This is a genomic window from Serratia marcescens (assembly GCF_029846115.1).
In the GTDB taxonomy this organism is placed as follows: Bacteria; Pseudomonadota; Gammaproteobacteria; order Enterobacterales; family Enterobacteriaceae; genus Serratia; species Serratia marcescens_L.
The window spans coordinates 1-14,694 of sequence record NZ_JARVZZ010000002.1 but is presented as its reverse complement, the minus strand read 5'-3'; the positions used below and the strand labels follow the sequence as shown (position 1 = coordinate 14,694).

Annotated in this window: 11 protein-coding genes and 7 pseudogenes; 17 read left to right on the top strand and 1 reads right to left on the bottom strand. The window is 48.5% G+C overall.

What is annotated here, in order from left to right; genetic code table 11:
- Positions 1–13: 13 nt before the first annotated feature.
- The 7 genes and pseudogenes from QDT79_RS24175 to QDT79_RS24150 form a co-directional block, all read left to right on the top strand.
- A pseudogene (locus tag QDT79_RS24175) lies at positions 14–511 on the top strand (HlyD family secretion protein); the annotation flags it as partial.
- A pseudogene (locus QDT79_RS24170) lies at positions 504–2,124 on the top strand (peptidase domain-containing ABC transporter); the annotation flags it as partial. The pseudogenes QDT79_RS24175 and QDT79_RS24170, both read left to right, overlap by 8 nt.
- Positions 2,116–2,301 (top strand): annotated as a pseudogene (locus QDT79_RS25135) (IS91 family transposase); the annotation flags it as partial. The pseudogenes QDT79_RS24170 and QDT79_RS25135, both read left to right, overlap by 9 nt.
- A 445-nt stretch (positions 2,302–2,746) precedes the next feature.
- A complete protein-coding gene (locus QDT79_RS24165; protein ID WP_172906414.1) occupies positions 2,747–3,385 on the top strand; it encodes a helix-turn-helix transcriptional regulator in 639 nt (212 codons plus the stop codon).
- 305 nt (positions 3,386–3,690) lie between these two features.
- Positions 3,691–3,861, top strand: a pseudogene (locus QDT79_RS24160) (IS3 family transposase); the annotation flags it as partial.
- 450 nt (positions 3,862–4,311) lie between these two features.
- The gene (locus QDT79_RS24155; protein ID WP_172906415.1) at positions 4,312–4,521 is read left to right on the top strand and encodes a hypothetical protein; all 210 of its coding nucleotides are present in this window, start codon (positions 4,312–4,314) and stop codon (positions 4,519–4,521) included.
- A gap of 264 nt (positions 4,522–4,785) precedes the next feature.
- Positions 4,786–4,911, top strand: a pseudogene (locus QDT79_RS24150) (transposase); the annotation flags it as partial.
- Between the two features lie 454 nt (positions 4,912–5,365).
- Here the strand turns inward: QDT79_RS24150 and QDT79_RS24145 are convergent.
- Positions 5,366–5,696: pseudogene (locus tag QDT79_RS24145) on the bottom strand (integrase core domain-containing protein); the annotation flags it as partial.
- A 402-nt stretch (positions 5,697–6,098) separates the two neighbouring features.
- Between QDT79_RS24145 and QDT79_RS24140 the strand changes: the two are divergent.
- The 10 genes and pseudogenes from QDT79_RS24140 to QDT79_RS24095 all read left to right on the top strand — a co-directional run.
- Entirely contained in the window at positions 6,099–6,446 is a 348-nt protein-coding gene (locus QDT79_RS24140; protein WP_172906416.1) for a FaeA/PapI family transcriptional regulator, read from the top strand.
- A gap of 118 nt (positions 6,447–6,564) precedes the next feature.
- Positions 6,565–7,018: pseudogene (locus tag QDT79_RS24135) on the top strand (IS6 family transposase).
- A gap of 168 nt (positions 7,019–7,186) precedes the next feature.
- Entirely contained in the window at positions 7,187–7,765 is a 579-nt protein-coding gene (locus tag QDT79_RS24130) for a tyrosine-type DNA invertase (RefSeq protein ID WP_172906417.1), read from the top strand.
- A gap of 416 nt (positions 7,766–8,181) precedes the next feature.
- Complete coding sequence (fimA, locus tag QDT79_RS24125; protein WP_172906418.1) at positions 8,182–8,730, top strand: type 1 fimbrial major subunit FimA; 549 nt, start codon at positions 8,182–8,184, stop codon at positions 8,728–8,730.
- A gap of 69 nt (positions 8,731–8,799) precedes the next feature.
- Positions 8,800–9,339 carry a type 1 fimbrial minor subunit FimI gene (gene fimI, locus QDT79_RS24120; protein ID WP_172906419.1) on the top strand — a complete coding sequence of 180 codons (540 nt, stop codon included), beginning with the start codon at positions 8,800–8,802 and terminating at the stop codon, positions 9,337–9,339.
- 91 nt (positions 9,340–9,430) lie between these two features.
- Positions 9,431–10,132 carry a fimbria/pilus periplasmic chaperone gene (locus tag QDT79_RS24115; protein ID WP_308317200.1) on the top strand — a complete coding sequence of 234 codons (702 nt, stop codon included), beginning with the start codon at positions 9,431–9,433 and terminating at the stop codon, positions 10,130–10,132.
- 117 nt (positions 10,133–10,249) lie between these two features.
- The gene (locus tag QDT79_RS24110) at positions 10,250–12,841 is read left to right on the top strand and encodes a fimbrial biogenesis usher protein (RefSeq protein WP_172906420.1); all 2,592 of its coding nucleotides are present in this window, start codon (positions 10,250–10,252) and stop codon (positions 12,839–12,841) included.
- A 21-nt stretch (positions 12,842–12,862) separates the two neighbouring features.
- On the top strand, positions 12,863–13,387 hold the full coding sequence (gene fimF, locus QDT79_RS24105) for a type 1 fimbrial adaptor subunit FimF (RefSeq protein ID WP_172906421.1): 525 nt from the start codon (positions 12,863–12,865) through the stop codon (positions 13,385–13,387).
- A gap of 12 nt (positions 13,388–13,399) precedes the next feature.
- A complete protein-coding gene (gene fimG, locus QDT79_RS24100) occupies positions 13,400–13,903 on the top strand; it encodes a type 1 fimbrial minor subunit FimG (protein ID WP_172906422.1) in 504 nt (167 codons plus the stop codon).
- 16 nt (positions 13,904–13,919) lie between these two features.
- A partial coding sequence (locus QDT79_RS24095) for a fimbrial protein (RefSeq protein ID WP_308317199.1) occupies positions 13,920–14,694 on the top strand: 775 nt, incomplete at its 3' end.

Here is a 14,694-nt window from a genome sequence, read left to right as displayed (position 1 = left end):
GCAGGGGCGCTACGTTCGCGCGCTGGCCGACGGCCGCATCGATTCGCTGAGCGTCACGATTGGCCAGAGGGTCAATGTGGGGGATAGTTTGCTGCAGGTGATCCCCCACGACATCGATCACTACGCCCTGGTGCTGTGGGTGCCTAACGACGCCATCCCCTACATCGCCACCGGTGACAAGGTCAATGTGCGTTATGACGTCTTCCCGGCGGAAAAATTCGGCCAGTTTGCCGGTACGGTGTCCGTCATCTCCAAAGCCCCGGCCTCACCGCAGGAAATGCTCACCTATCAGGGGGCGCCCAAAGCGGCGCTGACCGCCGCCGTGCCCTACTACAAGGTGATCGTCATTCCGGAGAAACAGGCCATTGCCTATGACGGCAAGCGTCTGAGCCTGGAAAACGGCATGAAAGCGCAAAGCACCCTGTTTCTGGAAAAAAGGAAGATTTATCAGTGGATGTTGTCACCATTCTACGACATGAAACACAGCGCGACGGGGCCGGTCAATGAGTAAGCCCACATTCAAACAGCGGATCAGCCAGCTGAACCTGCGGCTGCGCCACCGGGTTCCAATGGTGCACCAGACCGAGTCGTCAGAATGCGGGCTGGCCTGCCTGGCGATGATCTGCGGTTACTACGGTAAAAACGTCGACCTGATCGCGCTGCGCCGGCAGTTCAGCCTGTCGACCCGCGGCGCCACGCTGACCGGGTTAACCGGTATAGCCGAACAGCTGGGACTGGCCACTCGCCCTCTATCACTTGATATTGGCGAGCTCAGCGCGCTGAAACTCCCCTGTATTTTGCACTGGGAGTTCAACCATTTCGTGGTGCTGGTCAGTATCAAAGGTCACCGCGCGGTGCTGCATGATCCGGCGCGCGGGCGCCGGGCCGTCAGCCTGACGGAACTGTCGCACAGTTTCACCGGCGTGGCGCTTGAGGCCTGGCCCGGCAGCGCCTTCACCGCCGACAGCGTCCGCCACCGTATTCACCTGCGCACGCTGATTGGCAGCGTACACGGTCTTAAGGGGGCGCTCGGCAAAATCTTTTGCCTGTCTCTGGTGTTCGAAACCATCAACCTGGTGATGCCCATCGGCACGCAGCTGGTGATGGATCACGCTATTCCCGCCGGGGATCGCGGGTTACTGACGCTCATCTGCGTTGGTCTGATGCTGTTCATCCTGTTACGGGCAGCTGTCGGCATGGTGCGCGCCTGGTCCGGACTGGTCATGTCGACGCTCATCAACGTGCAGTGGCAATCCGGTCTGTTTACCCACCTGTTGCGCCTGCCGCTGGGCTACTTTGAACGACGCAAACTGGGTGACATTCAGTCACGCTTCGGCTCGCTGGATACGTTGCGCAGCACCTTCACCACCAGTATTGTCGGCGCCATCATGGACGGCATCATGATGATTGGCGTGCTGATGATGATGGTGCTGTATGGCGGCTGGCTGAGTGGGGTGGTGATCGCGTTCTATGTGCTGATGCGCCTGCTGACCTACGGCTATTATCGTCAGCTGTCCGAAGAGGCGCTGGTGAGAAATGCCCGCGCCGGCTCGTATTTTATGGAGACGCTGTACGGTATCGCCACGGTCAAGATGCAGGGCATGGCGGAACACCGTATCGCCCACTGGCTCAACCTGGAAATCGACACCATCAATACCGGTATCCGAGTCACCAAAATGGACATGCTGTTTGGTGGGATCAACACCTTCGTGGCGGCCTGTGACCAGGTCGTCATACTGTGGCTGGGCACCAGCCTGGTGATCGACAATCAGATGATCATCGGTATGTTCGTCGCCTTCGGGGCCTTTCGGGGGCAATTTTCTGACCGTATTGGGTCGCTGACGGAATTTTTGCTGCAGCTGCGCATGATGAGCCTGCATAACGAACGCATTGCCGATATTGCCCTGCACCCACGGGAAAACCGTAAACCCGACCTTCCCTGCGCGGAGGGAAGGCAACCCGCGGGGTTGTCTTCCCATGCCCTGAGCTACCGGTATGACAGCCAGTCACTGGCGGTCATACCGGCAGCTTGGCATCAACAACTACCACAAAATGATTGCCTGCGTGATGCAGGACGACAAGCTGTTCTCTGGCTCGATCCGGGAAAATATCTGCGGGTTCGCGGTGCTGATGAAAGCGTTCCTGGGCACCGACCCGTACCAGTGCATCCTGTGCAAGGGTCGACTGCGTTTTGCCGGTGCCATGGCGGGCGAGCACGCCACAAAAATGCTGTCAGACAGGCTGCATAAGATGGCAAAAAAACGATGGCTTCAGGCACTGGCTCTGGATGAGTGCACCTGAAAAACGGATTTTAGATGAAAACACGGCAAAACTGGCATTTTTCTGCATTGCCCTGAGACAACCCTAACTATATGGGGAGATCCTTTGCCTGAATGCTTGGTTAGGAAACTCAAAAAGGGTCGGTTGAGTTTCCTAACCATGAACTTTGCAACAGTGCCCTTGGCCCTTGGCACTATCTCATGGCATACCAGCCCACCATTACACCAATTTCACCCTCTATGCATAGCGACTTTATTTGTTGTTAGAGTTGATTTTCTTGGTGTGTTATTTTTGTTTTTGTTTTTATTTTGAATTTTTTAGTGAAATATTCTAAATGCTTTTGTGCTTAGGTGGAAACTAATTGTTTTGTGTGTTTTTTGCTATTTTTATAGATGACCTAGTGAGGGGATGATTATTTCACCAGTCTTGAATTTAAGATAAAATACGAAAGGTATGTGGTTCAGTCATGAGGAAAGTTGCTGTTTATAGTTATTGCAGTTTTGCATTACAAGGGATGGTTGGTATTGCTCATGAGTCAAAATTAATAGTACATTTATTATTAGAAAATGATTCCTTGATACCTTACCCATACTTTAACAAAAACATTGAGTTGGATGATGTTTTTGTACATGTGCGACCTGGCATAACTGGGGACCTAAAATTAATAAAAAAAATCATGACATCGGGTTCATCATCGAGAGTTATTGCTATGGTGGACAATACTGTAAGTGTACCCATTCTAAAATTGCTTCGTGCCATGGGGGTAACCTTCATTTTTTCGTTACGCGATTCATTGATGAACCTAGGTAATTTCCTGCAGGATTCATCGAGTTCTTACTATGTTAGTGAGGAATTGCAAGAATCATTCAAGACAATTAAAGCACCATCCTCAAGACCATCTAAATGGGATCTATTCGATGGTGTTCAGTATTTAACACCTATGGAAACGGAAATAATTCTTGATTTAATCCAAGGAATATCGCCCTGGCGGGTAGCAAGAAATCGGTTTGTTTCACTCAAAACAGTCAGTACACATAAGCTTAATGCACTGAGAAAAATGGAGCTCCGAGGGCTCAATGAGTTTTTTATCACGCCTCAGCGTTAAAGACCGAACGCTGCGCTCCTGTAGGACGAGCACGATAACTCTCCGTTTCAACCCTCCTCCACGCCGGTTAGCCCCCGAGTGGCACATCTCCCTTCTGCGTGTAACCTACACGTAAAGTGTGCGTGAATTGGCTGCGTTGTAACCCTTGCCTGAACCACACCGGTATACCGCAATGGCCGGATAACGGAAACCGCCTGCAGGGTTCAGGTCCGCCGAAAAATCCACGATGTGGACTGACCCCGCCCCGGTAGACGTATAGTTTGAGCATAGCAACTGTCTTTCGAGTGCGACTACGAAGCATGCTGGTGATACATAGAAAAAGCTGGAAAACCCGGCAGGAAGTAGAGCTGGCAACGTTGGCTTGGGGGGACTGGTACAACAATCGCAGGCTGATGGAACGGCTCGGTCATATTCCCCCGGCTGAAGCGGAAAAAGCGTATTATGCATCAATCGTGAACCCGGTTCTGGCAGCCTGAGTTCGCAGACAAAACACTCTCCCGGAAAACCGGGGCGGTTCAGACCCGTTGTCTGTTAGCCACTCGATTGGCTCAAATCCCGCAGTATTTGCTTACCAACCGGCCCGGGAACTGAGGATTTTTTTGGTTTCAATCACCGCATCCCGGGGCAAAAATGGCTTCAACTTCCTATGCGTGAACAAAGTTTCGGGCCTGGATCAACACAGTTGGCGATATCTAATTTCAAATAAAGTTAGTATTTGGTGCTTTATCATTTAAAAAAACATCATGAGAAGTGAATATTGTCGTTATCAGGTTTTTATTTGTGGTGGGTTTTAATAATTCTGAAAGGAGGTATACTTGAACTGTCTCTAAGCTATTAATGTAAGTCATATCTATTGTATATAATATAGTGTTCCTTACTCAGATGGTTTAACTTTACCAAAGCGGAAATAATAGGAGGGTATATTTGTGAACAGTAAGATTAAGGTGGTTTTACCTTTAGCACTTTCATTACTAATTGTTTCTGGATTCGCTCAGGCGGAAAATGATCCAAAATGTAAGGACTATCAATCAGTAATGGAGAACACTTGTTGGGGGAGTAACTGGCAAGACGGTAGCGCAGCCTCTTGTGTGGCGGCTCAAACTATGTTCGCTGCCTTAAACTGTACTCAGGAATAAGTCGCATTTGGTAGGATAGTACATGTCTAGGAAACTCAATTTCTCCTTTTGAGTTTCCTAGACATTAATAACGGCACTGTTGCAAAGTTCGCTATGAGGTAGCCTGTTGATTTTTGAAAAGCATTATATTTCAAAGGCTCTGCTCACCAGGCGCATCTCGCCCAGAGGATCACTAGACTAGCCCCATAGATCACCAGACACTTCGCCTCTCTTAAAATAAGAGGTAGTCTTAGAACTATGTTTAACACCAGTCAGAATAATAAGATGGTTGAAGTGTTATCAGGACCTGAACGGCGTCGCCGTCGTACACCGCAGGAAAAAATTGCCATTATTCAGCAGACTATGGAGCCCGGCATGAACGTGTCTCATGTCGCTCGCCTTCATGGTGTAGGCCATCTTCTGGGCTCCGACTTCAGCGTACTGAGGTCAAGGATGATCGGTGGATGGGCATTTATGACCTCGCGCGCAATTTCGGATATCGTCGATAAACGAGCATAACCCTGAAGGAGACTATTTGAATTTTCTGGATATTAATATGCAAAGAAACTTCAGATGGCAAATATCAACGGTTGGCGTTTTTATGGTAAAAATAATGGGACTTTTTTGTCAAGGTCAGGGGGGGGGCTGAGAATTAAAATTCAACGAGCACAGCGCCACATTCTGTTGTGTATCATTATTTTTTTTGCTTTGTATTCTGGTTGGTTGTTGTTTTACATTTTTTAACAATCTAGCCTGTAAAGTATCATATTCTCTTTTTGATGATTAGCTGTAAGCGTCCCAACTTTTGTTTTATACGCCTTTGATAATTCAGGTTTTTCAGTCTTCAGTCTTCAGTCTTCAGTCGTTACTCTTCCGGTGTCAGGTTATTCAGAGGGGCATCAGTTCATGGGGCCGCCCGTTGTTATATTCTATCGGTCAGCGTTCTGTGATTTCACATACTTCATTTAGTGTTATGAACAGGTAAAAATCCAGGATTTCTATCCGGTATGTCAGGTTCAATTGTTCGATAAAGCATTTTATGTTGGCTTGCCAGACTTAATAAATTCGAACTGCACACCATATTATTCTGACCACTATACTAGTGTAAGTGAGACCAATTTTGGGTCGTTGTCCATCCACATCTTCAGCGGGTAGCCACGGTTTACCACGATCCTGTCCAACTTCCGGACGGCTTTCATAAAGTAAAGTTTATTTTCAGCACTGGATGCCCCTTCCATGTAATGTCAAATTTATATCACTAAAGTCACTGCTCAGACTAATTTGTAGTCTTTGTAAGGAGGATATATAGAGCTTAAGCGGTATGCATATTCACCACTTTACAGCTGGATACACTTTTCTAGAGCAGGGCTGGCAATCTCTAAACAAAACATCAATGAGCCATAAAAGAATATTATACGACATATACATCTAATTTATTGCGCCTCAAGTGTTAATGTAATGATTTTATGTTGGCGTTTCTGATTATGCAAAATTGAATGTCGCATGACTATATTTATGAGTTAAGTTTTTAGTTTTTGTAAATGATGTGTAAATTTATTATAAATAAACGATAGTTTTCCATGGGGGAAATGACATTAATGAGTTCCAACATAGATACCCACTTTTTACTACAAGTATTAAATCAACTTGTGGAATCAGATAATTCTGAATTATCTAGGGGGGTGAATCTTCCGATAGAGAATTGGCCGACAACCAGGGAGGTGGCAGATGTGGCTGGGATTAGCATATACAAAGCAAGGGCTGCTTTATTAGCAATGCATGCTAAAGGTTTCGTTTTGGTCAGCAGAGAAGTAAAGAAAAAGAATTTATTGTGGTATCCATTATTAGATGCCAGCGAACCTCCTCACTCGAGGTCACCCTTTATTACGGATATTGTAAATAGATTTATTAATAATACCAAGGTTAATGTATGGAAGTTTAAGTGACAGGTTTTTTGGTTATTTTCAGACGATAGTAATGCTACCTCTATTCAGAATTGGGGGTACTGTTGCAAAAATCTGCAGGTGAAAAACTCATCGACATATTTTGCTGATGGAGCAGCACATGAACCCATTCAAAGGCCGGCATTTTCAGCGTGAAATTATCCTGTGGGCGGTACGCTGGTACTGTAAATACGACATCAGCTATCGTAACAGCAGGAGATGCTGGCAGAACGTGGTGTGAATGTTGACCACACCACGATTTACCGCTGGGTTCAGCGTTATGCTCCTGAAATAGAGAAACGACTGCGCTGGTACTGCTCAAACGCGAAGGTCGATGCCCGCCTGACGTAGAACACCGGCAGATTAAGTACCGGAATAACGTCATTGAATGCGATCACGGCAAACTGAAAAGAATAATCGGCGCCACGCTGGGATTTAAATCCATGAAAACGGCTTACGCCACGATAAAGGGGATTGAAGTGATGCGGGCACTGCGCAAAGGCCCGGCTTCAGCATTTTATTATGGTGATCCTCTGGGCGAGATGCGCCTGGTGAGCAGAGCCTTTGAAATATAATGCCTTTCAAAAAGCAACAGGCTATCTCATAGCGAACTTTGCAACAGTGCCGTTGTTACTGCCCCTTGCGCCGTTCAGGTGGATTCCTTTCCCTGGCGCAGTTCGCTATTCTGTCGCGCTATCAAAAAACGGATGAAGCGAGTGATGTTCAATCAGGAACCCGACAGAATGAAAAAAAGAAAATATTTAACGCAAGATGAAATCAACCGATTATTGCAGGCCACGCGTCATGGGAAATACGGCATTCGCGACGAATGTTTGTTTCAGATGTGTTTTATCCACGGCTTTCGGATCAGCGAAATCTGTCGGTTGACGCTGTCGGATCTGAATCTGAATGATGCGATCATTCACGTGCGCCGTCTAAAAAATGGTCTGACAACGACCCATCCACTGCTGCCGATTGAAATACGGTTGCTGGAAAACTGGCTAACCCAGCGTCAGGGCTGGAGCAACGCCGATAGTCCCTGGATTTTTCTCTCCCAGAAAGGCGGTCCGCTATCTCGTCAGCAGGCGTATAACCTGCTGCGTCGTTATGGCCGACAGGCGGCGATCCCGCTTAGTCTGTACCCTCATATGTTACGTCACGCCTGCGGTTATGCCCTTGCCAATATCGGGGCAGATACTCGTCTGATACAGGATTATTTGGGGCACAGGAATATCCAGCACACCGTTCTGTATACGGCAAGTAATGCCGAGCGCTTTCAGGGATTATGGCAGGGAAAAATAAAGGAAAACAAGTCAAAATGAACCAAACTGTGTAATTTTTATAAAAAAGCCCCATTAAGTCAAATTTTTTTTCTCATCCATTTCAACTATTTTCTATTAGATTGATATTTAATGTTATTTAATTAATTCACCAGGGGTGATTTTTAATGCTTCTCTCATTTTCTGCTCCCCCCTGACCTTCATTGCTCGCAAAAAAACCGCCCAACAACCAGTTATAACCACATTAGTTTCAATTTAACAGACAACATCAATAGAATATATCATATAAATTCATGTTTGTAGCGAATAGTTCTTAATTTAACAATTTGGTTCATTTTGACTACTTTTTTTGTCTTTCCGTGTTCGATTTGGCGCGAGACAAACAGAAAAAATGCTCATGTGAATCAAGTTGTTATGCCAATTATTGGCCTTTTACCAAGACATGGAGTTTTGAACTTATGCGTAAGATCCGTCTTATCAACACCTTGATTGCCGCCTCTCTGATGACTGCTGGCCTGGCTCATGCAGCAACTACTACCGTTAACGGTGGTACCGTTCACTTTAAAGGTGAAGTAGTTAACGCTGCTTGCGCCGTTGATGCCGGTTCTGTAGACCAAACCGTCCAGCTGGGCCAGGTCAAAACTGGCACGCTGAGCGAGGCGGGGAAAACCAGCTCTGCTGTAGGCTTCAACATTCAGCTGAGCGATTGCGATACCACCGTTGCTACCAAAGCGGCCATTGCATTCTCTGGTGTTGCTGTCAATGCTGAGAACCCAACTGCTCTGGCTCTGGAAGGCTCCTCTGCGGGCGGTGCTACCAACGTAGGTGTGCAGGTGCTGGACAAAGCAGGTCAAGCGCTGGCATTCGACGGTGCAACCTTCAGTACTGCTGCCACTCTGAATGACGGCAACAACACTCTGCCATTCCAGGCACGTTACATCGCCACCGGTGCGGCTACTCCTGGTACTGCCAACGCGAACGCCAACTTTAAAGTTCAATACCAGTAATACCAGTCTGCAAGGATGCTTAATCAGGCCAGGACGGCCTGTTTTCAGCTATCGAAGAGGGAATAAGCGATGCTCAAAACCAGACTGGGACTCTGCCTGCTTTTCATTGCTCCTCTGTCTATCGCCGGCAACAAGTGGAACGTCACGCTTCCTGGAGGACAGATGCGCTTTCAGGGGGAGCTCATCGCTGAAGCCTGTACGGTTGAGGCGGGTGACAGGCAACTGGTTGTTCGCATGGGACAGGTTAGCAGTAACCGTTTCAAGGATGCAGGGGATGACGCCGATCCGGTGCCGTTCAGTTTGCATCTCCAGGATTGTAATCCCAATGTCAGCGATCGCGTCGGTATCGTCTTTCACGGCTTAGCCGATGGCAAAAACCCTGATGTTCTGTCGGTTGGCGAAGGCGAGGGGATTGCGTCTGGCGTCGGCATCGCCCTGTTCGATGAACAGGGGCAACTCATAGCCATTAATTCAGAACCTCAGTCTTGGAAACCGCTGACTAAAGGAACGCGTATCTTGCAATTTGTCGCCAAATATCGGGCAACCGGCAATACGGTTATCGGTGGTGCTGCAAATGCCCAGGCTTGGTTCTCTTTGACATACCAATAAAACACTCGTTTTCGCGTAGAAACTTTTATCTCGGATGAGATAAGCGCGCGCAAAAGGTTAAAACGGCGGTTATCCGCCCCAAGAGGTTAACGTGATTAAAATGAAAACGACCGGAAACGTCATGGGTTCACTGCTGGCTTTGGCAGTCGTATTTTGTACTCCGCATGTTGAAGCGGGCGTGGCTCTTGGGGCAACACGCGTTATTTATCCGGCAGAACAGAAACAGGTCACTCTGGGTGTGAGCAACAATAATGATAAAGACACCTTTCTTATTCAATCTTGGCTCGAGAACGATGATGGTCAAAAAGAAGGCCGATTCGTTATTACTCCGCCGTTGTTCCTCATGCAGGGGAAAAGAGAAAATACACTGCGTATTATTGATGCAACCAATAACGCCTTACCTAAAGACCGCGAAAGTCTTTTCTGGGTCAACGTCAAAGCCATTCCTTCTCTGGACAAGGCAAAACAGAAAGAAAATACGCTTCAACTGGCGATAACGAGCCGAATCAAATTGTTGTATCGCCCACAAAATCTCAGTATGGCGCCTGATCAGGCCCCCGGAAAACTGACGTTTAAACGCGATGCGAACACACTGGTACTGAATAATCCAACACCCTATTTTCTGACCGTCACGGAATTGAATGCCGGCACACGTTCATTAGCCAATGTCATGGTCCCGCCTATGGGGGCGGCAACGGTGAAACTGCCGGGCGATGCCGGCAGTGCAATTACATATCGCACGATTAATGATTACGGTGCGCTCACGTCTGTGATGAAAGGCACCTTGCAGTAACGATCTGAGTCATTCACTAAAACAATGGATTCAATAACGCAGGTAACGCAGCACCGGCATTGATGACGGCGTGCGGTAGCGACAAGTCACCTGGTTTATGGAGCAGGCACGGATAACATGAAAAAATACCACATCCGGGAACGGGCGCTAAACAAAGCAATGCTAACGCCGCTGGCATTGCTCTTGGTGGCTTCGACATTTTCCGCGCGCGCGGAAAATTACTTCAATCCCCGGTTCCTGGCTGACGACCCGGCATCGGTTGCCGATCTCTCCAGTTTCGAAAAGGGGCTTGATGCGCCGCCGGGTACCTATCGTGTCGACATTTACATGAACGAGGGTTACGTGACGACGCGAGACATCACCTTTGATAAAAGTGATGACGGTAGCCAGCTGGAACCGTGCCTCACTCGCTCTCAGCTGGCTTCACTTGGCGTCAATACCTTGACTATTCCAGATATTGCCGTAATGAAGAGCACTGCCTGCGTGCCTTTCACGCGGCTTATTGCTGATGCTGCAAGCTCATTCGATGTCGGTCGTCAGCGTCTTTCCATCAGCATTCCTCAGGCTTTCATGGGAAATCAGGCGAGGGGGTACATAGCTCCCGAGCTTTGGGATAATGGTATTACGGCCGGTTTGCTCAATTACAACTATACCGGCAGTGAAGTGCGCAGTCACAATGGCGGCACCCGCAATTACGCCTATCTCAATCTGCAAACGGGTCTCAACCTGGGGGCATGGCGCCTGCGGGATAACTCAACCTGGAGTTACAGCAGCGGCACGGGATATAACGAAAATCGCTGGCAACATGTCAATACCTGGCTTGAACGTGACATTGTATCCTGGCGCAGCCGGCTGACGATGGGTGATGGCTATACTGCTGGTGATATTTTTGAAGGTATCAACTTCCGCGGCCTTCAGGTTGCCACAGACGATAATATGCTGCCCGACAGTCAGCGCGGCTTTGCTCCCGTTATACATGGAATAGCACGTGGTACCGCACGCGTATCGGTCAAGCAGAACGGATATGAAATATATCAGACCACAGTACCCGCCGGCGCATTCACTATCGGTGATCTGTATGCGGCAGGAAACAGTGGCGATCTGCAGGTGACGGTGAAAGAGGCGGATGGCTCAGTTCAGGTCTTTACCGTTCCCTTCTCATCCGTTCCGATGTTGCAGCGTGAAGGTCAGGTGAAGTACGCGGTGACTGCAGGGCAGTTCCGCAGTGGTAATGAACAACAAGACAAGCCGAAGTTTTTCCAGGGAACGGCGCTTTGGGGATTACCCGATGGCTGGACGGTCTATGGCGGCACACGTGCCTCAAACGACTATCGTGCCTTTAACCTCGGGGTGGGGAAAAACTTGGGCTACCTCGGAGCGTTATCTTCGGATATTACGCAGTCGAATGCCACCTTGCCTGACGGCAGCAAGCATCAGGGACAATCTCTGCGTTTTCTCTATAACAAATCGCTCAATGAGTTAGGGACCAATTTCCAACTGGTCGGATACCGTTATTCTACCCAGGGCTTCTATTCTCTGGCCGACACCGCGTGGCGACGCATGAGCGGTTACTCCGTGATTAGTGAAGACGGGATCGTGAATATCAAACCAAAGCTGACGGATTATTACAATCTGAACTACAGCAAGCGGGGTCGTTTGCAGGCGACGGTGACGCAACAGGTTGGACGGACATCGACGATATATCTGACTGGCAGTCATCAAAGCTACTGGAATACCAGCCGTTCAGATGAGCAGTTGCAGATTGGTTATAACAGCACCATTCAGGATATCAGCTGGAGCCTGAGTTATAGTCTGTCCAAAAATGCCTGGTCCGACGATAAAGACCAACTGCTTGCTTTCAACATTAATATTCCGTTCAGCCACTGGATGCGCTCGGATACCAGGTCAGTATTCCGAAATGCCAATGCCAGTTACAACACGTCGACAGACTTCAAGGGACGTACGACAAATTCGGCCGGCCTTTACGGGACGCTGCTGGAAGATAACAACCTGAGTTATAGCGTGCAATCGGGCTATAACAGCGGTGGTGGTAGTAACAGCGGCGCAACGGGTAACGCCGCGCTGAATTACCGCGGCGCTTACGGCAACGCCAACGTCGGTTATAGCCACAGCGGTGACTATAAGCAGATTTACTATGGTGCCAGTGGTGGCGTACTTGCCCACGAAAATGGCATCACCTTCAGCCAGCCACTCAATGACACCATAGTGCTTATCAAGGCACCGGGGGCGAAACACGTTTCTGTCGAGAATCAAACAGGGGTGCGTACAGATTGGCGCGGTTATGCCGTGCTCCCTTATGCGATGGACTACCGCGAGAATCGGATATCCTTGAACACGAATACACTGACGAACAACGTCGAACTGGAAGAACCGGTATTAAGCGTCGTTCCTACACGGGGAGCCGTCGTGCGTGCGGACTTCAAGGCCAAAGTCGGGCTGAAGGTTCTTATGACATTGACAAACAACGGCAAGCCAGTCCCGTTCGGCTCTGTAGCCTCTTACGGAGATGGTCAGTCAGGCAGCATCGTGGCAGATGGCGGGCAAGTTTACCTTACCGGCCTTGCGCCAAAAGGTACCATCAACGTGAAGTGGGGCAATAGCGAAAATGAGCGCTGCACGGCGACGTACAGTTTGCCGACTGACAGTCAAAACCAGGCTTTGAGCTATGCCTCTGCCATTTGCCGGTGATAAGCAGGAGATGATGACGCAATGAGAAAATACCTTCCAATCCTGTGTTTGTTGCCGTTGGTTGCGGGATATGCCCATGCGGCGGACAGTACTATCACCATCACAGGTTATCTAAAAGGCAATGCCTGCTCGGTCTCTGTTGACTCTCAGGATTTTACGGTGGATCTGTTGAGCAATGCGGCCAAGCAATTCAACCGGGTTGGGGCCGTCACGCCATCCATACCTTTCAAGATTGTCTTCGACAAGTGCGGCAGTTCCGCGACGGCAGTTCGCGTGGGGTATGTCGGAACCTCTGACAGCGACAACACTACCCTGTTAAAGATTGATACTGGAACAAACGCTGCAAGCGGTATTGGGGTGCAATTACTGGATCGTGACAAGACTCCGATTCCATTAAATGCGGCTCAGGACTCCCTGAAGTGGACGACATTGACGGCGGGCCAGTCCAATACGTTGGGCTTTTATGCACGCTTAATGGCAACGCGCGCTCCCGTGATGGCAGGAACAGTGACAGCGACGGCCAATTTCACCTTAGAGTTTCAGTAAGGAAGTCTGAAGATGATCATTATCAATAACATTGTGCTGGCGGGGGCGTTGCTTTTTACTACAACATTCGCCGCGCATGCAGCTGACGTGACCATTACGGTCAACGGACGCGTAGTGGCCAAGCCCTGCAACGTATCAACGCCATCGGCGACGGTAGACTTGGGCGACTTGTTTACATTTAATTATATACAGGCCGGCTCGGGCTCAGCCTGGCATCCGGTAACGCTGAATTTGACCAATTGTCCAATAGGCACTTCGAGAGTCACGGCAACATTCACGGGGACAACGGACAGTACGGGATATTACAAAAATCAAGGTGGGGCAACCAATCTTCAATTGGAACTGCAGGACACCAGTGGCAATAACCTGAACAACGGCAAAACCAAGGCGGTTCAGGTTGATGATTCCACACAGTCAGCGAGTCTGCCATTACAGGTTCGTGCGTTATCAGTTAATGGCAACGCCAAGCAAGGCAGCATTCAGGCCGTGATTAATGTCACGTATACCTACGCCTAAATTGAGGAGTCATGTCATGACACTGGTTTCAAAACTAAAGAAAGTGTTGAAGAAAAAAGAAGTTGCTGCCCTCGTGGCTTCTGTATGCCTAATGGCATACTCATCCGGCGCTAATGCTTTTACTTGTCGAGACTCCCGGGGAACCACCATTAATAGTGATATAGGTTCGGGCTCGCTTGATGTATATGCTAATCTGACACCGAATGTACAAGCTGGTCAAGTATTAGTTGTTGATTTATCTCAATCTATATTTTGTAAAAATGACATGCCGTCAGCCAGGAATGACTTAGTTAGTTTGCTAGCAGGCTCATCATATGGCGGTGTGTTACAGAATTTTAGTGGTACTCTTACTTATTACGGGAGTAGTTATAGTTTCCCAACGACCTCTCAGACAAAAGAAGTGAATAATACTTCGGGCTCTTATACTCCGTGGAATACACAATTGAATTTGACACCTGTTTCTACAGCCTCAGGTGTACTTGTAAACCAAGGGACACTTATAGCAAGATTAGTCATGAGACAGGTAGGATCTAATATCTCTAATGGGGGAGATGTTCACACTGCTACATTTACCTGGAATGTTTACGCAAACAATACGGTTGTCGTTCCAACAGGTGGTTGCGACGTATCATCGCGCAATGTGACGGTTACCTTGCCGGATTACCCCGGAACGGCTGCTGTACCGCTGACTGTCCATTGCGGAAAAAATCAACAGCTGGCTTATTATCTGACTGGCACAACTGCTGATACGGCAAGTACCATATTTACCAATACGTCATCTTCAAACCCGG

Coding starts and splice junctions, on each gene's coding strand:
- fimI (WP_172906419.1), top strand. CDS start 8,800: ATGCTCAAAACCAGACTGGGACTCTGCCTGCTTTTCATTGCTCCTCTG.
- QDT79_RS24165 (WP_172906414.1), top strand. CDS start 2,747: ATGAGGAAAGTTGCTGTTTATAGTTATTGCAGTTTTGCATTACAAGGG.
- fimG (WP_172906422.1), top strand. CDS start 13,400: ATGATCATTATCAATAACATTGTGCTGGCGGGGGCGTTGCTTTTTACT.
- QDT79_RS24130 (WP_172906417.1), top strand. CDS start 7,187: ATGAAAAAAAGAAAATATTTAACGCAAGATGAAATCAACCGATTATTG.
- fimA (WP_172906418.1), top strand. CDS start 8,182: ATGCGTAAGATCCGTCTTATCAACACCTTGATTGCCGCCTCTCTGATG.
- fimF (WP_172906421.1), top strand. CDS start 12,863: ATGAGAAAATACCTTCCAATCCTGTGTTTGTTGCCGTTGGTTGCGGGA.
- QDT79_RS24110 (WP_172906420.1), top strand. CDS start 10,250: ATGAAAAAATACCACATCCGGGAACGGGCGCTAAACAAAGCAATGCTA.
- QDT79_RS24140 (WP_172906416.1), top strand. CDS start 6,099: ATGAGTTCCAACATAGATACCCACTTTTTACTACAAGTATTAAATCAA.